This window comes from Chroococcidiopsis sp. CCALA 051 (assembly GCF_003015105.1).
Lineage (GTDB): Bacteria > Cyanobacteriota > Cyanobacteriia > Cyanobacteriales > Chroococcidiopsidaceae > Chroococcidiopsis > Chroococcidiopsis thermalis.
Window position 1 is genome coordinate 1 of sequence record NZ_PYCI01000008.1, and the last position, 18,135, is coordinate 18,135.

An 18,135-nucleotide genomic window follows, 5' to 3' on the forward strand; every position below is an offset into this window, starting at 1 on the left:
ACATAGTGGCTAAATAGACGCTATCTCAGTGATAGGATGCCCTAAAAACCTTGAGAGAGAAATCTATGGCAGAAACACTTGAGGGACAAACACCTATATTTGGTGGCGGCACTGGTGGCTTGCTGACCAAAGCAGAAAGAGAAGAAAAATACGTTATCACTTGGACTAGCCCCAAGGAGCAAGTTTTTGAAATGCCTACAGGTGGTTCAGCCATCATGAGGCAGGGCAAAAATAAGCTAGAAATTGCTCGCAAAGAGTATGGTATCGCTTTGGGCGGGCAACAACTGCGGGCGAAATTCAAAATTAACGACTACAAAATCTATCGAGTTTATCCTAATGGGGAAACTCAGATGATTCATCCGGCTGATGGTGTCTTCCCAGAAAAAGTCAACCAAGGTCGTCCAAAAGTACGTTACGTCGATCGCAACATTGGCAGCAACCCCAGCCCAGCCAAGTTGAAGTTCAGCGGTGTACAGCCATACGACGCACCCTAATCGGGGCTAGGGACTGGAGACTAGGGGCTAGGGATATTACGATTTCTAGTTTTTAGTTTCTGGTCTCTGTTTTTTGTTAATAAAAAAGGCAATAGTATAAGACTTTCTAAGTGGGGTGGGCAATGCCCACCCTACATTCACTTTTTTCAGTTTTCCGTACAGAAGGTAGGCGATACTCGCCATACATTTTGGTTATCTAGTGTTTTGACTTCTAACTTTTGACTTTTGACTTGTTCATCATGATTTTTCCCGATTTTGCTCAATTCCAGCAGTTAGCGACACAAGGTAATTTCATTCCGGTTTACCAAGAATGGGTAGCGGATTTAGATACACCTGTATCTGCTTGGTATAAGGTGTGTGCGGGACAGCCTTATAGCTTTTTGTTGGAATCGGTCGAAGGAGGCGAAAATATTGGGCGCTATAGCTTCTTGGGGTGCGATCCGCTATGGACTTTAGCGGCAAAAGGCGATCGCACAATTCAAACTTATCGCGATGGTACGCAAGTCACGATTGAGGGCGATCCGTTTGCTGCCCTAGCATCGTGTTTAGAACCTTATCATCCGGTGAAGTTACCTCAACTTCCTCCTGGTATTGGCGGTTTGTTTGGGTTCTGGGGATACGAATTAATCCGTTGGATCGAACCCAGGGTTCCAGTTTATCCAGCCACAGAAAGCGACCAGCCGGATGGTTTGTGGATGCAGATAGACCAATTACTCATTTTCGATCAAGTCAAGCGCAAAATCTGGGCGATCGCCTATGCCGACGTGCGCAACAATGCCGATCTCCAGCAAGCATATCAACAAGCAGGCGATCGCGTGCGTCAAATGGTTGAGAAACTCCAACTGCCCCTATCGCATCGGGATACGGTTTTAGAATGGCAACCCCCAGAAAGAGACAAGGGAGACAAGGAGGACAAGGGGGACAAGGGGGAAAAAGAATATACAAGTAATGTAACGAGGGAACAGTTCTGTACCAATGTCAATCGGGCAAAGGCATACATTAAAGCTGGCGATATTTTTCAAGTCGTCCTCTCCCAGCGCCTTACGACAACCTATGAGGGCGATCCGTTTGCTTTATATCGTTCTCTGCGCCTGATTAACCCCTCGCCTTATATGGCTTATTTCCACTTCCAAGACTGGCAAATTATCGGTTCTAGTCCTGAAGTGATGGTGAAAGCAGAACGAGATCCAAATGGAACTATGGTGGCAACTTTGCGCCCGATTGCGGGGACTCGTCCGAGGGGAAAAACACCCCAGGAAGATGCAGCCTATGCAGAAGATCTGTTGAAAGATCCGAAAGAAATAGCCGAACACGTCATGTTAGTTGACTTGGGACGTAACGATTTGGGACGGGCGTGTAAAAGCGGTACGGTGAAAGTTGATGAATTAATGGCGATCGAGCGCTATTCTCATGTCATGCACATTGTTAGCAATGTCGTGGGAGAACTCGCACCAGATAAGATAGCATGGGATTTGCTTAAAGCTTGTTTTCCGGCTGGTACGGTCAGTGGTGCGCCAAAAATTCGGGCAATGGAAATTATTCACGAATTAGAAAAATGCCGTCGTGGGGTTTATTCTGGGGTCTATGGTTATTATGACTTTGAAGGGCAGTTAAATAGCGCGATCGCCATCCGTACTATGGTTGTGCGTGATGGTGCTGCTAGCGTCCAAGCTGGTGCTGGTATAGTAGCCGACTCTGACCCAGAAAAAGAGTACGAAGAAACTCTCAATAAAGCTAGGGGTCTTTTAGTCGCTATTCGTTGTTTGGAAAAAAATTAAATTTGTAGCAATTTGTGTTGACAGTCATTGGTAGGGGCGCACATCTGTACGCCCCTACAACATATGTATTGTACCCAATTGAAAACGGTTGTGAAATTTGTGTTCTAGAGACGCTGCCAAGAGATTGGGGATTTGCTACTATTGCTCAGTCCTCCAGCAGTTGAATTATGTCACAGTCACCGAGTCCGCGCGCGATCGTCGAAAGTTTATTTCCCCATCTTCAAGTAGCAGCAGCCTACGCAGATCGGATTCAATCTGAGATTGCCGCACTCCCTGCTAAAGGAGAAGGAGATAATTTCTTTGCTGCGGCTTTGACCGATGCAGATCTGGCGATTCAGAATCTAGTGGAAGTGGCACTTCTGGCAAACTTTCCCCACATCCGATTTTACGGGGAAGAATACGAACAATCGCGCAATACAAAATATTTCCGCGCGATCGATTTGGGTGGTGACGGTGACTATCTCGTGACGCTAGACCCAATCGATGGGACTCAGTTCTACCTCGACGGACATGCAAATTATCAAATCATTCTCAGCATTCTCAATTGGGATGACTTTGAAGCAGTCATAGCCATCTCTCCCGCCCAAAATACCTACTACTACGCGCTACGTGGCGAAGGCGCTTTCCAAGGAACTTTGACACAGGATTTAGCAGCCTGTAAACCATTACGAGTCGGACAGCCAAAGCCGACTATTCTCTTAGGATGGGGGATGAGTGCGCTTCAATCGAGATTGAAACAACAGGACTACGAAGTCATAGATATAGCCACTGCCTACTCGCGGGAAATTCAAGTTTCCAACCTCAACAGTATTTTAACTGGTGAAATAGCTGGAGCAGCGATCGCCTCTGGTAAATTCATCGATGGTGCTGCACTCGCTTTTCTTGCCAGAGAAGCTGGCTGTATTGTCACCACTCATGATGGTTCCGTTCTCCCTCCCTTACACACCTGCAAGGACTACAGCCTACCTGGACTCATAGTCGCTACATCGGAATCGGTACACCAGCACTTATTAGCAGCAGTGCAAAGTTTGGCAGAGTAAGCATTCGATCGCATTTTCCTATCGTGCTTTCAAATATTTTTTGCTCAACTTACTCATGAATCTTTTTAAGTTTAACTGAGCAATTCTCATTGGTGTCAAATCTGGAATTGGATGAGCATAAGACGATCGCTTGTCAAAAAAGATATTAATATCCTGTAAAATTGCCTGTAGACGTTTCAAAATATTCTCAGTCCTGTACTCAGTTAAAATAGCCTCAGAGAGAAAAGGTAATTGAGGGCGATTTATAACTTCTAGAATCCGCTGCACGTCAAATTCTCGCGCATAGCCAGCAATTTTATAACAATTGAACCCAGGATCTAAGTAATCGGATAAACCGCCATTGACACTGGAAAAAACCTGACAACCACATGCCATCGCTTCTAGAGGTTGCAGTCCAAATCCTTCAGTTACTCCCTGTTGCGCCCAATATTCTGCTGAATCATATAGGTAAACTTTAGCTCGATTAAAGAGTTCCGCTAAATCTTCAACATAAGAATTCACGACGACTACGCGACAGCTTTGTTCTAAAGCAGGAATTAATTCTTGGATGAGATATTGAGAAGATTTTCGTGCTTGAACTAAAACGTCTATATCGCGCTGGCGATTAAAATTGTGAAACTCATCGCTAATTTGATTGGGCAGATAATAAATTAGAGAATGTGGCGATCGCTGTCCCCAATACCCCATTGTATGACGACTGACAGTAATAATTGGAATATTGGCTGAAAGCCTAAATCCATAATTCGTACTATGAGCGTGGTAGATTGCATGATATTGTTTGAGCTGATTAGCGAGTTTGGCGACATCAAATCCCCAACTCAATACAAATACGATCTCGTCTGGATTCAGATCGCTTTGCAGCAGATCTGGTAAAAATGGCGTATCCTTTTCTCGCTGACGATATGTTACGGCTTCTGCATCACAAATCTGTTTTGCCAGATTTAGAGTTTTTAACTCCGCCCATAGCCCACCACAGGCAAACTTACCACCCGTTCCAGGTACTAAGAAATATAATTTTCTCATGCGATCGCCTCATATTCTGCCTGTAAGTTAGCTCATCCAAACCAAATTCAACCTCATTCATCCTCATCTGAGGCAAGCTATGTTTACATTTCTCAACTTAAAAGGGCTTTAACTGGTAGACAACAATCTTTTATCCTGAAAGTATGAGTGTTTGCTTGTAGGTGCAAAATGCCCGAACCCGATAAAAACGAAATCAAAATTGAACCTGGGACTTTGCTGTTGATTATCTCTGCTTTGCTGCTTATACCTTTACTTTTGGCTGGCTTTTTCTTTCAATAGTATGCGCGACTTATGCTAAGCAAGGATAAGTCAAGTCTGCTGACAAAGAGTCAAAATTGCAGCTTACTTCCCGCCCCGAGGCAGAGAAATGCCTTTGATTTTTTTATAAACTGAGACGGCATAAGAATCAGTCATGCCAGAAATATAATCTGTGACTTTCAAAATTTTATTGTATAAATCTAAGTTTTCATCATCTGTTTTAAAATTAGGTAGTAATTTTTTGATTAAATAGCTCTTAGAAAGATCCTCTTGACTAATAGCAGTAATAAACTCTTCTAACAAACCTCCTAAAACTTCATAGCCTGCTACTTTAACTTCAATCACTTCGCAAGATTCGTAGACTTTTCTACGGGTAATATCGACAATTTCTTTAAGACTATCTGCCGAAGGAATGACTGATGTTAAAGGTGCGTCAAATTCTCCAGATAATATTTCAGACTCGAAGTCTAAAAAAATATGCTTAGCTTCAAGAATTAGTTGGTGGATTGCTTTGGAACGCAAATATTTAATGTTATCTAATAAATCGCTACCCAAATATTCTAAATTGTCTTCTTTAAGTAGAGTCTTTAATAAGTTTTCTGCTTCTTCATAGGTGATATAACCCATGCGAAAGCCATCTTCTAGATCGACAATATGATAACAAATATCGTCAGCTGCTTCTATCAAAAATACAAGTGGATGCCTGCACCACCAAGCAGACTTTGCATCACGACGAATCAAGCCAACTTCAGCGGCAATTTGTTCGACTAAATTTTTTTCTGCTTGAAAAAAACCATGCTTAGCGATACTTTTGCCTTGATATTGTTGAAAAAAATCACCAGAGATCGAAGATTCTCTAGGATATTTCATGAAAGTACCTAACGTTGCATAGGTAAGTTGCAAACCAATGCGATCGGCTTGTTTCTCTTTTTGAGTTATAATTCTGAATCCTTGAGCATTACCTTCAAAGCAGGTGAGATCGGCTTGTTGTTGTAAATTTAACTGTTGTAATACTGGCTGAGCGCGAGCCGATTTAAACCACTCTTGAATCGCCTCTTCACCAGTATGACCAAATGGCGGATTGCCAATATCGTGTGATAGACAAGCAGCAGCAATAATATCGCCAAAATCAGAGGCAATATAATCATGTAAATTTTTACTATGTCTTTTAATAATTTCTTCCCCGACAATTGTGCCGAGGGAACGTCCCACACAAGATGCTTCTAAACTATGAATGAGACGGTTGCGAACGTAATCGTTATTAAATAGAGGAAAGACTTGTGTTTTATCCTTTAATCTTCTAAAAGAAGAAGAGAAAACAATGCGATCGAAGTCTCTTTGAAATGATGTCCGATTTTGTGCTGGAATTTCTGCCTCGTAAGTTTCTAAAAAAGTTTCTCCCAAGCGTTTACGAGATAGTAATTTAGACCATGCCATTAAGGTAGCCATTCTATACCCCTTATCAGTGGATAAACCTACAATAAGTCTATTCCTCACTTATTGCTTGTGCTACCCCAGATAAGGAGAGATCGCGCTTAATTCACCTAACACAACGTGACAGTCGTAAGAGTAGCGATCGCACTAGACTAGAGATCCGGCTCGAAATTCTCAACCTTCCACAATGCAGAGATTTAAACTGTCTCGGTCAAATCGTTGGGCGATCGCCTGTTTAATTAGTATTTCTACTCTGTTGCTAATCTGGTTTGCACCAATACCATCGCTGCTAGCAAAACCGCAAGCACAGGTATTCGATCGCGTCTGGCAAACGGTTAATGAAAACTTTTTCGACCCTAAATTCAACGGCGTAGACTGGAAAGCAATGCGAGAGCAATATAAGTCTCAAGCAGTTCGAGCAAAATCGACACCAGAATTTGCTACCGTTGTCAATCAAATGCTGTCCCAGTTACGGACATCTCACACGCGCTATTACACCGCAGATGAGCCTGCATATTATCAACTTTTGGGTATTTTTGCCAAACGCAATCCTGACTTACAGAAACAGTTAAAAAAATTCTTGCCTCAAGGTAAGATTGAATATCCTGGAATTGGTATTTTTACCAAAGAGATTCAAGGCAAAACTTTTATTAGTGGCATTTTAGCAGGAAGTCCGGCGGCGAAAGCCAAATTAAAAGTCGGCGATCGCATTATTAGCATAGATGGCAAACCTTACCAACCAATTCAATCTTTTACAAATGTTGGTAAGCCAGTTGCGATCGCAATTCAGCGAAATGCTGATACTCAAACTCAGCAAGAAATTGAGGTTACGCCGCAGATATATGATGCTACGACGATGTTTCTCAAGGCACAGCAAGCCAGTACCCAAATTATTCAGAAAGAAGGTAAAAAAATCGGTTACGTACATATTTGGTCGTATGCAGGTGACGAATACCAGCAGCAACTTGAAGAAGATTTAATGTACGGTCGCCTCAAAGATGCCGATGGATTAGTTTTAGACTTGCGGGATGGATGGGGTGGCGCATCGCCCAATTATCTTAATATATATACTGCCAATGGTCCCAGCGTTACCATGACAGGACGCGATCGCCAATCGTCTACAGCAAACTATCAATGGAAAAAACCTGTCGTAATGGTCGTTAATGAAGGTAGTAGAAGCGGTAAAGAAATTTTAGCGTTTGGCTTCCAGCGTTATAAAATTGGTTCTGTAGTCGGTTCCCCTACAGCAGGCGCAGTAGTAGGAGGTCGTCCTTTTATCATGCCAGATGGCAGCGTTCTTTATTTAGCCGTCGCTGACGTGATAATTGACGGTAAATATAGACTAGAAGGCAAGCCGATCGCTCCAGATATTACCGTTCCCTTTACTTTAGAATACGCCCAAGGCGCAGACCCGCAAAAAGAAAGGGCGATCGCTTTAATTACGTCGCAATCTTCCTCATCTCAAAAAGACAAATGACGGTTCTGTGACAAAAAAGTTTGGAGCGATCGATTTACTTGGAAGTCAAAAAGCGATCGCTTTACTCTGGTTTCCATACAATACGCGATCGCTTTGCCAATAGACCCGCTAACCGTTCTGCCTCAGCTAAGTTATCTTCTCGATATGGTAGTCTGATGATATTCGCATGGTTTGTGGAATCCTGTTCTACATCTAAACCAATTTCCCTCACACGACCAACCTCAAGACTTGCTACCCCGTAACACTTGCGAAACAATCCAGCACATTGCTTTGGAGAACAAGCACTTGCCAAATTAACGGAAAGTCCATACTCATTGGCTCGTAGAAAATAGGCATCTGCCTTAACTCTTCCTGTATCTTCATCAATCCACTGTTTTCGCAGTATCGCCCGATAAACAATGGCATCTTCTGATAAAGGCTCAAACTGGCTTACGCTTGATTCAGCCATTCCAACCACTGCACCAAAATGGATGTTGTCACATTCTGTTCTACAGCGTAAGTGTCTCCTAATTCATGGTACAGATACGCCTGTTGCTCAGCATCGGCAGGGCAAACCAGTCTGACTTCGCATTCAGGTTCTAACTTGCTCCATGTCAGTCTAATTCCACCTTTCTCATCCGTAGATGCTGATGCTCTTGGAAAGCTATCACCCATTGCTTCGTAAGCTTCCACAACAAATCGCATGGCTAGCTTAAACGCCGATTGACTCGGTTGCAAAATGCCATACTCATCTGTCTCATCCTCTTCTAAAAGATCGATGAGTCGTTTTAGCGTTACGGCAATGTTACTGCTAGATGGTTTTGCAGACTGAGCAACGGTCATGGAACTTTAGTTAAAATTCTATTATTATTAAAATTCTATTATTACATTGCTCTCACTAGTCAATTGTGAGCGTTGTGAAGCACGGCTTCAAGTGCAGCAAAATCCTCTTTCTCGGCAAACCCGAACTGGACGAGTGCGCGGATTGTCTTGGCTTGCTGCTCCAATGCGGCTTTGTTTGAATCGCTGTGTCCGAGAACCCAAACTGCCACCAAGTTGTTTCCGAGTTTCAGGGCGCTAATGCACAAACCATATCCAGGTTTCTCAGGAGTGGAGTTGCATACCAGTGCAGGTGTTTTTGTCGTCAGAGGCATTCTCTTGACAATATCGCCTAAGTCTTCCTTGTAACCTTGAATTCCGCCCAGCAACAGGTCTGAGTATTTCTCTTCAACAAGGTAAAAATCACGCAGATTGTGCAAAAATAGCTCTCTAGCTCCCTTGTTGCAGGCGATTTGCGCCCATTTTTGCGAGAGCTTTGGGCATAGCTCCGGTATTGGTATGTATGAGTCCTCGCGAGTGTCCATAGTGCTTTGACAGGGACGAGCTTGCGCGGCTCCATAGCTTGCTTGGTAATTTCATCAAAAGGGATTGAACAGAAACGGTGGGTTGCTGGGGTGCATAGAACCCATGCATATGCAGCTCCACCCACAGATACAGCTACCAAGGGCAGATGCAAGTTCTGCCCAGCAATTGAGAATGTGGCTGTTTTTGATAATTTATCTATTGGCGGGGGTGTAGAGGATGAGGTAGACGAGGAACAGGCTGTCAATAGCAGTAGGATTGTCAATTTGATGATGCGATTGCCAGACTGGGGCATATAGTGAAGCCAATGGAAGGGTGTCCTGTTCGTACAGTTGCATAGATACGCTGTAGAAGTCCTGAACCGTCAATGGACAGACGCAATCAATTTTACCTGCGATCGCGACTGCTGGAGAAAGTATAGTCTGGTTTGCCCTTGCCGCGATCGCCCTGTCGTTGTCTATTCGACTCGGCTGGGTGAAAGCATTCAGTTCAAACTAAATTCCTCAAATTGAGTTGGAGTGTAAAGCATTTCCCGATCCACGGCAGAGAGAATTTGATTATTCGCTTTTTCCGAATTCAAGCAACGACAAATCAGTTGAGCCACATCAGCGCGATGAATCGTTCCCGCAACACGCGGATCTGCTGTTAGCAAACCATTACCTGTTGCTGGTTCCGATTTCAACCCCCCAGGACGAATGACCGTATAAGTCAAACCACTTGCCGCAAGATAGTTTTCTGCTTGTTCCTTCTCGACTAAAACATCTTTCAAAGTCGCTAAAGCTTGCGGAGGTATAGCTGCTACACTATTGCCGCTACCGATAGAAGATACCAAAATAAACTTTTGTGCGCCTGCTTGCACCGCTCCATCAATGAGATTCTTATTGCCTAAATAGTCGGCTCTGACTCCATCTTTTGGTAAACCGCCAATCGTGCTAATAACTGTAGAGATGGAATCTCCCAGCATTGCCCGTTCTACGTCTTCAACATTCAACGCATCGCCAAAAACTACCGAAATTCCCATCGCTTCTAATTCCGCTTGCGCCGCCGCTGTCCGCAACAATGCTTTTACCTGCAAACCTTGTTGTACCAGGCATTTAGCAATTTCCCGCCCCACACCGCGACTCGCACCAGCCAGAAAAATGTAAGAACTATCCGTCATGTTTCTAATTTCAATCTAGTATGCAAGCTACACAATTCATTGTGGACGATCGATTACACCTTTTGACGTATGATGTCTCAAATCTCTCCCGGCAAAGTCTTTGACTGATATAGCAATCCAATTTGATTGGTGAACGTTTCTCGTGTAGAGACGTTACATGTAACGTCTCTACACGGGCTGGCTAGTAATAGCGATGTAGAAATTGATTGAATCGTCTACTGTGGTATTTAGTTATAGAGACACTATAGTGAGTTTCACAATTTTGACTTTTAACTTTTAACTTTTGACTTGCTAAGCAGTAGGGGAAAGTATGCAGGGGGTTTAAAAGCATTGCCATCTCGTTCTAGCTTTCTGCGTCACTTCTTCCAACTGGCGATCGTCAACATTCTCTCAAACCTCATGGTTCCCTTAGCTGGGTTAGTGGATGTCGCCTTTTTGGGACATTTGCCGGAAATTCGTTACCTAGCAGGAGTAGCTTTAGCAACTGTCCTATTTAATTACATTTACTGGACATTTGGCTTTTTACGGATGGGAACAACGGGGATGACTGCTCAAGCGATCGGGCGGGAAGATCGAGAAGGAGTCATACTTATAGGCTTACGTAACGGCTTAATAGCACTCTCGTTGGGATTATTAATTTTAGTTTTGCAACAGCCTTTGAGAATGCTAGGCTTCGCCCTCCTGAGTGCGACACCAGAAGTCAAAGCATCCGGTCAAGCATATTACGATGCTCTCATTTGGGGCGCACCAGCGACCTTGCTCAACTTTGTACTCATTGGTTGGTTCTTGGGGCGATCGCAGAGTGGTAAGGTGTTTTTGCTCTCGGCTGTCGGTAATCTATCTAATGTGGTGCTAAATTACTTGTTTATCGTGCGTTGGGGATGGCAAAGTACTGGAGCAGGACTAGGAACGGCGATCGCTCAGTATCTCATGTTGCTAGTAGGGCTGATTTTAATCAATCGAGAAATCCCACTTGTAAAAATACATCAGCATCCAGCAAAAGCATCATTCGTCAGACAAATTCTCAATTCCAGCGATCTACGGGCAGCATTCTCGCTGAATGGTGAAATTCTAGCCCGCACCTTTGCTCTAGTTTCCACATTTGCTGTATTTACCAACCTCAGTTCGACCTTGGGAACGGAGATTTTATCTACCAACACAGTGCTGTTACAAGTAGTGACGCTGACAGCATATTTTATTGATGGACTTGCCTTCGCCACCGAAACCCTAGCCGGAGTTTTTCTTGGCAGAGGTGCGATCGCTCAATTAACCCAACTCATATGGGTATCTGGAACAGCAAGTTTGAGCGTAGGGATACTGTTTGCGATCGCCTTCATTCTCATTCCCATGCCCTTATTCGGGTTATTGACTAACCATAGTGCAATTTTGGGACGAATTAGCAGTTATGTAGGCTGGTTACTACCAGTTTTGGGATTTGGGGCGATCGCCTATATGCTGGATGGCTACTTTCTCGGCTTAACCGCAGGTCGAATTTTGAGAATTTCGGTGCTTGCGGCTGCTTTGCTGGGATTTGCACCAACGGCTATCGCTGCGTGGTATTTCCGTAACACTCATCTACTCTGGTTGTCTCTGGCTTTATTTATGGTTGTCAGAGCTTTGAGTTTGGCAATATTTGTGCCGAGAACCCTCAAGACTAATTCTATCGATCGTTGCCAGAGATCCGATCCCCCCTAGCCCCCCTTAAAAAGGGGGGAACAAAGTCTCTTTTTACGGCGTTGTTTTTCTAACTCCTCGTACCAATTCTATTTATCCTTGCACTAAATCGGTCGCTCATAGCCCCCCTTGTTAAGGGGGGTTGGGGGGATCTTCCGTGGCGCAGTCAGATCAAAATGGTATCGCCTGCTTCTTGCCATCAAACAGAGAGAACAAAGCCCCCTTAAAAAGGGGGTTGGGGGATCTTCAAAATCTTGGCATCACAACAGAGATGTATTGACCAATCCCTGCATCCAAAAATACTCGTCTCAAGCTGCTGGAACTTTACCTGATATCGCTTCAACAAATGCAGCGTGTGAAATTCTCGCACCTGTTTGCAAATATTCCATCGCCGTTAGCGCTGCCCAATGTGCGTCCCAATCGGAACCAGCACAGCAATCTTCAATAACGTGGAAGTGGTAATCGTGCTGATGAGCATCCGCTGCCGTGTAATGCACGCAAACGTTCGTCATCATACCAATTAATACTAAAGTATCTACCTTCAACCCCCGCAGCAGGATCTCTAAATCCGTACCAAAAAAACAGCTGTAGCGACGTTTGCTAATTGTAAATTCTCCGTCAATTGGAGCTAATTCACAATAATAATCAGTACTAGCCCAAGTTTCCAAACAGTGAATCGGTTCTGCACCATCTAACTCCCGTCCAAAATCCACCATTTCTTTACGATGGACTTCTTTACAGTGAATAATTGGTAGTTTTGCTTGACGCGCTGCTGCTAAAACTCGCTTTGCCTTGGGCAACAATTGAGCAATACCAACATAGGAAAGCGTGCAATCTCCTGTGAACGCTCCAGTTTGCAGATCGACACAAATTAAGGCAGTTTTATTTGGCTCTAGCTTGAGGTTCATCACTGATTGGTAATTGGTAATTTGTAGTTGGTAGTTGGTAATTGGTCTTTTGTTACTGATAACTTTGTAAAGACTTTACATGTAACGTCTCTACATTGATAACTGATAACTGATTCTATCGGGTTTGATCTGCCCAAGGGGTAAGCTGTCTGGAGAGCCACTTCAAACCGTAGTCAATTAGCAGACCGATCGCGCCAATTAAAGCAATACAAAATAATACTTTCTCTGTTTGCAGAAATCGTTGAGCTTGAATAATTTTGAAACCTAAACCGCTTTGAGCTGCTACCAATTCGGCAATGACTAAAAAGTTCCAAGCTCCAGAAATATTAACTCGTAGAGTATCTAGAACGCTAGGAAATGTTGCTGGTACAATCACTTTGAACAGGACATCGCGACGATTTGCCCCTAAAGTATAGGCAACATTAATCATCTCGTTGGGAATGAATTTGACCGCATCTGCTACCATGATGGCGTTGTACAGTACGACACCCAAGAAGACAATTAGTATCTTGGCTTCTTCACCTAAACCAACCCAAATCACAATTAGCGGTACAAATGCGGTGACAGGCATATATCTCACCGTACCGACAATGGGAGCGAATAGGCTTTCCATGCTGTAGAAAGTTCCCATTGCGATTCCCATTGGTACTCCAATAATTGCGGCAAATAGAAAACCGCCGAGAACCCGACCGCAGCTTACGAGGACATCCATAATAAGATTGTCCTGAGTCAACATATCTATGCCAGCTTGGAGAACCGCCGTTGGTGTGGGGAGAAACATTGGCGGAACCCAACCCGCGTAACTCGCGATCGCCCATAATATTAACGGTACTGCGAGAGATGTTGCGGCGATCGCCATTGCCAGCCAACGGGGGAAACCTTGGCGGATGCTCCAAAACACCGAAGGTTCGAGATAGCGGTTTTGACGAGGCGAAGCTAGATCTGAATTACTGAAACTAGATTGAGCCACCAGTGGTATTACCTCCATCTATTAGCAAATACTTTAGAAACTTTCAGTAACTGGAGCAGCAGAGGATGTGAGTTAATCGCTGTGAAGAATTCCGTTATTTTGCTGAATTGTCGATCGGTTGTCTCAGTCTTCTGCTACTAAAAAGCATAGTGTAGAGAAAAGCAAGATTTGGGCAGCTTATTTTAATACTATTACAGTTGCTGAATTTATATGTTTGTATTTATTTATACTCAAATTAAGTATCATAATTGGAAGAAATTGGTGTAAACTAGTTTACTTCCATTCAGGTAATACTTTGTACCCTATTGACAACAATTTGCGCGGCGATCGCTCCTTTGTTTTTTTCTCTTGCAACTGCGATCGTACTGATAAAAATATTTGATTGGCGATCGCGCTTTAAAGCTATATTGAGAAGTCGGAAGTCGTGAATCGTATGTTAGCAAACTATTACCTTTGAAGAGGCATCATTCATAGCCAAAAATCTGTATCTCAATTAACAATTTTACTGAATGGCTTGAGATTAACTGAATTAGAGCAACTTGACAAAAGTATAGATCGCGATAATTTTTAGATGTAGGAATGCGTAGCTTATGCTTGATACCCGCTTCAACGGTCAATTGCGGGAACAATCAACCCAATCGGGACGAGCCGATCTAAATCAACCTAAGTTGGAAGTCCGAGAAATCTGCAAATCCTATTCCAATCGTGGTAAGGAATTGGTAGTACTAGAAAAGATTAACTTCCAACTTGACCCTAGAGAATTTGTTTGTTTGGTTGGTGTATCTGGGTGTGGTAAATCTACTCTACTTAATATCGTGGCTGGACTCACAACTCCTTCCGCAGGTCAAGTATTAGTTGACGGTCAGGCTGTGACTGGTCGTCCTGGGAGCGATCGCGGTATGGTGTTTCAAGGCTACACGCTTTATCCTTGGCTAACAGTCTCGCAAAATATTGCATTTGGTTTGCAGTTGCGTAAAATGTCCAAAGCGGAGCAGCGAGAGCGGGTAGCATACTACTTGAACGTAGTTGGCTTAACTCAGTTTGCTAAAGCTTACCCAAAACAATTATCAGGTGGAATGAAACAACGAGTTGCGATCGCTCGTGCTTTAGCCAACGAACCAGAAGTGCTATTGATGGACGAACCTTTCGGTGCTTTGGACGCTCAAACCAAAGAACAAATGCAGCAATTTTTGTTAGAACTTTGGGAGCAAACTCATACGACTGTCTTGATGATTACTCATGATGTCGAAGAAGCAATCTTTCTTTCCCAGCGCATTTATGTCATGAGCAGTCATCCCGGTCGGCTACAACTAGAAATACCTGTCAATTTGCCAGCCAATCGTCATTTAGAAATTAAACTCTCATCGGAATTTGTTGAGATAAAACGTCAAATTCTGCACGCTTTGCGCGGTGAGTACGGGAGTCGGTAGGGGCGGGTTTGGAAACCCGCCCGTATGGAAGTCGGAAAGAAAGATTTATTCGTGCAACTTTCAGAAATAGAGTGTAAGTGATGGTTAAATTTCCTGCAAGACGTTTGATTGTGCTGGCTTTGGTATCTTTATTATGGGCTGTTGCTTGTTCTCCTCAAACTTCAACAACTTCATCTTCTTCCCCTTCATCTCCTGCGCCTCAACCTCAAGTATTGATTTCTGGTATTAATCCTTGGCCTGGATATTCAGGTCACTATGTCGCACTCCAAAAAGACTTTTTTAGTCAAGAAGGCATCAAGGTGCAAGAAACTTTCTTTCAGAGTGCAACAGAAGGTATTACTGCATTTCTAGCTGGAAAAGTTGACGTAGGCTGGGTAACATCAGGAGATGCAGTACAAATGATTAGCAAAGATCCGTCAATTCGGATGTTCTATGTTGTCGATTATTCAAATGGATCGGATGGTATTTTAGGTCATAATATCAACAGTCCCAAAGATATGAAAGGGAAAACCGTTGCTAGAGAAAATATATTATTTGAGAAGGTTTTATTACGTAGCTACTTAGAGAAAGGCGGATTGACCGAACAAGATGTCATCACAAGAGATTTAACTGCCGCAGATGCAGCAGCGGCATTTGCTGCCAAACGTGTCGATGCTGCCGTATCTTACGAACCCTGGTTAACTAAAGCAGCTAAGGAAAGTGGAGGAAAAATTATTTTTACTACTAAAGATACGAATTTAATTGCTGATGTATTAGTCGTAAGACAAAAACTGATTGAAAGCCGCAAAGCGGAGCTTCAGGCTTATTTGCGGGCGATCGATAAGGGAGTTAAGTTAGTGAATTCTGGTGATGAAGAAGCAATCAAAATTGCTGCTCAAAAGTTAGGAGTCACCCCAGAGGAAGCAAAAGAACAAATTGCGGGAGTCAAGATTTTTGATTTGGACAGTAACAAGTCAATTGCATTTAATTTAAATCATCCCAATAATGCAATGAAAAATTTCGAGCTGACGGCAAGAGCTGCTTATGACTTTAAAATAGTTCCTAAACCTCTTGAGCTGAAATCTTTGTACGATGATTCTATAGTCAAATCAACTTAAACTTTATCATCCAAATTGTAAGGTGGCATTGCCCACCTTACTACCACTCACCATGATGCACTCTAAAGCTGTCTGTCAAAGCTGGTTTTCGACGCAAAAAATTAGTGACAACCTCTACCTAATTAGCGAACCGCATTACTATTGGTGGAATCGGGCAAATCTCTGGTTAATTAAAGGTCGCGATCGCGATCTTTTGATCGATACTGGGCTAGGGGTTGCGAGTTTGCGGCAATACATTGCTAGTTTAATTGATAAACCGTTGTTGGCGATCGCCTCTCACATTCACTTCGATCATGCGGGTGGGATGCACGAATTCGACGAACGCGCCATTCATGCGGCGGAAGCCGAAGCACTGCAAAAAGGAGATGATTATGAGGCGTTGTGTACGCCAGCACAAGGTTGGGTATTAGAAGAACATTTCGACTTGCTACCTTACCCTGGATTTACAGTCGAAACATATACCTTAAATGCAGCAGAACCTACACAAATTCTCCAAGAAGGAGACGTATTAGATTTAGGCGATCGCGCCTTCGAGGTGCTACATTTGCCTGGACATTCCCCTGGCTGTATTGCTTTATATGAACCCAAATCTCAAGATTTGTTCTCTGGAGATGTGATTTATGATGGCGAGTTGTTAGACGAACTTCATTGCAGTGATATCCCTACTTATATTGCTACCTACGAACGGTTACAAAAACTGCCAATAGAGACGGTTTATCCCGGTCACTACACTATTTTTGGCAAAGAGAGATATCAACAAATCATCGCCGAGTATTTAGCAGCAAGGCGTAAACCAGGGTGTCCTTCGGAAATTCAAGTGTAGGGCATTGCCCCCCGAGGATCGGAGGATTGTTGGGGGATCGAGTCTTATCTGCGCTACACTTCGCGAACGCTTAGCGCGCCATCATCATCACTAGCAGCAAGCTTCAACCAGTCTATCGGCTCTCGCGAAAATAGAAAAGAGACTCCAACTGCCCCGACAAAGTTATCTAGATTCAACCCCTTCTCGGTATCCACAACCATTCCTTGACCGTAGAATAAGCGATGAATCCGAAAACGATGGTAGTTAGCGATGAGTTGAGGTAGCGTCACGTACTGACGATAATTGCGGGGATATAGTTCGGCATCTAATTTAGGCAAAAGATACCAAGGACAACGGATAACTCGATGATGGGCATTGTGATAGCCAAAGTTTAGCAGCAATAGATTCAGCCAAGACCACCGCAGAGAAATGAGGTTAGAGAAAGTATTTGCTTCCTCATGTTCCAAACTGTATTGCGGTAAGGGTTGACCTAGTTGAAACACGGTGTACGTGTGCTGAAAGCAATCAATAAATCTCAGGATGTTGATAAAGCAAATATAAGCGAAAAAGTAAAGAACAATAGCACGAGGAGAGTAGATAGCTAAGGCTGTAAATAGACTACCTCGCAGTAATAACAGTAAACCGTTACGCACTCGCTCATCTCGGCGCTGTTGTCCCAAAAATGGAGAAAGGGCATTAAACCACCGCAACAAAAAGTTAACGGCAGGAAAATAAAGCCATTCCAGCGCCACAATTAGGCGTAGTATCGGCTTTGGTGCAGTTTGCAGGAAATCTGGTAGGGAAAAAGCAGAAAAGTCAGCCCTGTTTTTATGGTGGGCTAAATGGTTGCTGGCAACATCGCGATAACGACTGTAGCAAGAACCTGTCAGAAATAACATTACCTGCGCAAATGCACTATTCCAACGCGGGGTACGAAAAATGTTGCCATGAATAAATTCATGGACGAAGTATGCTGCCCAAATTAGCGTATGGGTTAATAACACCGTACCCAAGAGGTTTAACCACCACAAATGCTGCACGATGCAGAAAATTGCAAAGCTGTATCCTACCAAGACGTAGGCTAACGCCGCACCGTTAATCCAGTAGTTGCGATCGTTGATATAGAAACTTGCATCTGGGGTAGCTGCCGTAGTCATATCACTAAATGGATTTCCGAATCTAGCCTCGGATTCAGCATACGGGTGTCCATGCATGAAATATGTTTTGAAAAATACAGTTAGTTGGAGAAA

18 protein-coding genes are annotated in these 18,135 nt (G+C 43.5%); 9 read left to right on the forward strand and 9 right to left on the reverse strand.

The features are described 5' to 3' along the window. Positions 1-65: 65 nt before the first annotated feature. The 3 genes from psaD to C7Y66_RS02955 all read left to right on the forward strand — a co-directional run bounded on the left by psaD (position 66) and on the right by C7Y66_RS02955 (position 3,312). Complete coding sequence (gene psaD, locus C7Y66_RS02945) at positions 66-494, forward strand: photosystem I reaction center subunit II PsaD (RefSeq protein WP_015156676.1); 429 nt, start codon at positions 66-68, stop codon at positions 492-494. A gap of 239 nt (positions 495-733) precedes the next feature. Beyond that, positions 734-2,272, forward strand: a complete 1,539-nt coding sequence (gene trpE / locus C7Y66_RS02950; RefSeq protein ID WP_106544401.1) for an anthranilate synthase component I — start codon at positions 734-736, stop codon at positions 2,270-2,272. A 167-nt stretch (positions 2,273-2,439) separates the two neighbouring features. Further along, positions 2,440-3,312, forward strand: coding sequence for an inositol monophosphatase family protein (locus C7Y66_RS02955; RefSeq protein ID WP_106544402.1), 873 nt, complete (start codon positions 2,440-2,442; stop codon positions 3,310-3,312). Positions 3,313-3,330: 18 nt separating this feature from the next. On the opposite strand, the gene C7Y66_RS02960 is transcribed toward C7Y66_RS02955, so the two are convergent. Both C7Y66_RS02960 and C7Y66_RS02965 read right to left on the reverse strand, forming a co-directional pair. After that, entirely contained in the window at positions 3,331-4,335 is a 1,005-nt protein-coding gene (locus tag C7Y66_RS02960) for a glycosyltransferase (protein ID WP_106544403.1), read from the reverse strand. Between the two features lie 342 nt (positions 4,336-4,677). Beyond that, positions 4,678-6,030 (reverse strand): deoxyguanosinetriphosphate triphosphohydrolase, encoded by a 1,353-nt coding sequence (locus C7Y66_RS02965; protein ID WP_370143874.1) that lies wholly within the window; start codon positions 6,028-6,030, stop codon positions 4,678-4,680. 184 nt (positions 6,031-6,214) lie between these two features. Here C7Y66_RS02965 and C7Y66_RS02970 point away from each other — a divergent pair, with 184 nt between their 5' ends. Continuing rightward, on the forward strand, positions 6,215-7,504 hold the full coding sequence (locus C7Y66_RS02970) for a S41 family peptidase (protein ID WP_106544405.1): 1,290 nt from the start codon (positions 6,215-6,217) through the stop codon (positions 7,502-7,504). 61 nt (positions 7,505-7,565) lie between these two features. Here the strand turns inward: C7Y66_RS02970 and C7Y66_RS02975 are convergent, their stop codons facing one another. Genes C7Y66_RS02975 through C7Y66_RS02985 form a run of 3 tightly spaced genes read right to left on the reverse strand, consistent with a single transcriptional unit; the run spans position 7,566 to position 8,847 of the window. Next, positions 7,566-7,952, reverse strand: coding sequence for a hypothetical protein (locus tag C7Y66_RS02975; protein ID WP_106544406.1), 387 nt, complete (start codon positions 7,950-7,952; stop codon positions 7,566-7,568). Next, complete coding sequence (locus C7Y66_RS02980) at positions 7,934-8,326, reverse strand: hypothetical protein (RefSeq protein ID WP_106544407.1); 393 nt, start codon at positions 8,324-8,326, stop codon at positions 7,934-7,936. The genes C7Y66_RS02975 and C7Y66_RS02980 overlap by 19 nt, the downstream gene beginning before the upstream one ends. 59 nt (positions 8,327-8,385) lie before the next feature. Beyond that, a complete protein-coding gene (locus C7Y66_RS02985) occupies positions 8,386-8,847 on the reverse strand; it encodes a hypothetical protein (protein WP_106544408.1) in 462 nt (153 codons plus the stop codon). Positions 8,848-8,937: 90 nt separating this feature from the next. Between C7Y66_RS02985 and C7Y66_RS02990 the strand changes: the two genes are divergently transcribed. Continuing rightward, positions 8,938-9,144 (forward strand): hypothetical protein, encoded by a 207-nt coding sequence (locus C7Y66_RS02990; protein WP_146149730.1) that lies wholly within the window; start codon positions 8,938-8,940, stop codon positions 9,142-9,144. A 185-nt stretch (positions 9,145-9,329) separates the two neighbouring features. On the opposite strand, the gene C7Y66_RS02995 is transcribed toward C7Y66_RS02990, so the two are convergent. Next, positions 9,330-10,004 (reverse strand): SDR family oxidoreductase, encoded by a 675-nt coding sequence (locus tag C7Y66_RS02995; protein WP_106544410.1) that lies wholly within the window; start codon positions 10,002-10,004, stop codon positions 9,330-9,332. Between the two features lie 288 nt (positions 10,005-10,292). Here C7Y66_RS02995 and gntT point away from each other — a divergent pair, with 288 nt between their 5' ends. After that, positions 10,293-11,699 (forward strand): guanitoxin biosynthesis MATE family efflux transporter GntT, encoded by a 1,407-nt coding sequence (gene gntT, locus C7Y66_RS03000; protein WP_233222500.1) that lies wholly within the window; start codon positions 10,293-10,295, stop codon positions 11,697-11,699. A gap of 287 nt (positions 11,700-11,986) precedes the next feature. Here the strand turns inward: gntT and C7Y66_RS03010 are convergent, their stop codons facing one another. Further along, complete coding sequence (locus tag C7Y66_RS03010; RefSeq protein WP_106218314.1) at positions 11,987-12,586, reverse strand: cysteine hydrolase family protein; 600 nt, start codon at positions 12,584-12,586, stop codon at positions 11,987-11,989. 115 nt (positions 12,587-12,701) lie between these two features. Beyond that, on the reverse strand, positions 12,702-13,574 hold the full coding sequence (locus tag C7Y66_RS03015; protein ID WP_233222501.1) for an ABC transporter permease: 873 nt from the start codon (positions 13,572-13,574) through the stop codon (positions 12,702-12,704). Between the two features lie 572 nt (positions 13,575-14,146). Here C7Y66_RS03015 and C7Y66_RS03020 point away from each other — a divergent pair. The 3 genes from C7Y66_RS03020 (at position 14,147) to C7Y66_RS03030 (ending at position 16,906) form a co-directional block, all read left to right on the forward strand. Further along, the gene (locus C7Y66_RS03020) at positions 14,147-14,986 is read left to right on the forward strand and encodes an ABC transporter ATP-binding protein (RefSeq protein ID WP_106544412.1); all 840 of its coding nucleotides are present in this window, start codon (positions 14,147-14,149) and stop codon (positions 14,984-14,986) included. An 80-nt stretch (positions 14,987-15,066) separates the two neighbouring features. Beyond that, the gene (locus C7Y66_RS03025) at positions 15,067-16,083 is read left to right on the forward strand and encodes an ABC transporter substrate-binding protein (RefSeq protein ID WP_106544413.1); all 1,017 of its coding nucleotides are present in this window, start codon (positions 15,067-15,069) and stop codon (positions 16,081-16,083) included. Positions 16,084-16,138: 55 nt separating this feature from the next. Continuing rightward, positions 16,139-16,906 carry an MBL fold metallo-hydrolase gene (locus tag C7Y66_RS03030; protein ID WP_106544461.1) on the forward strand — a complete coding sequence of 256 codons (768 nt, stop codon included), beginning with the start codon at positions 16,139-16,141 and terminating at the stop codon, positions 16,904-16,906. Between the two features lie 53 nt (positions 16,907-16,959). Here the strand turns inward: C7Y66_RS03030 and C7Y66_RS03035 are convergent, their stop codons facing one another. Further along, positions 16,960-18,042 carry a fatty acid desaturase gene (locus tag C7Y66_RS03035; RefSeq protein WP_233222503.1) on the reverse strand — a complete coding sequence of 361 codons (1,083 nt, stop codon included), beginning with the start codon at positions 18,040-18,042 and terminating at the stop codon, positions 16,960-16,962. Positions 18,043-18,135 lie beyond the last annotated feature (93 nt).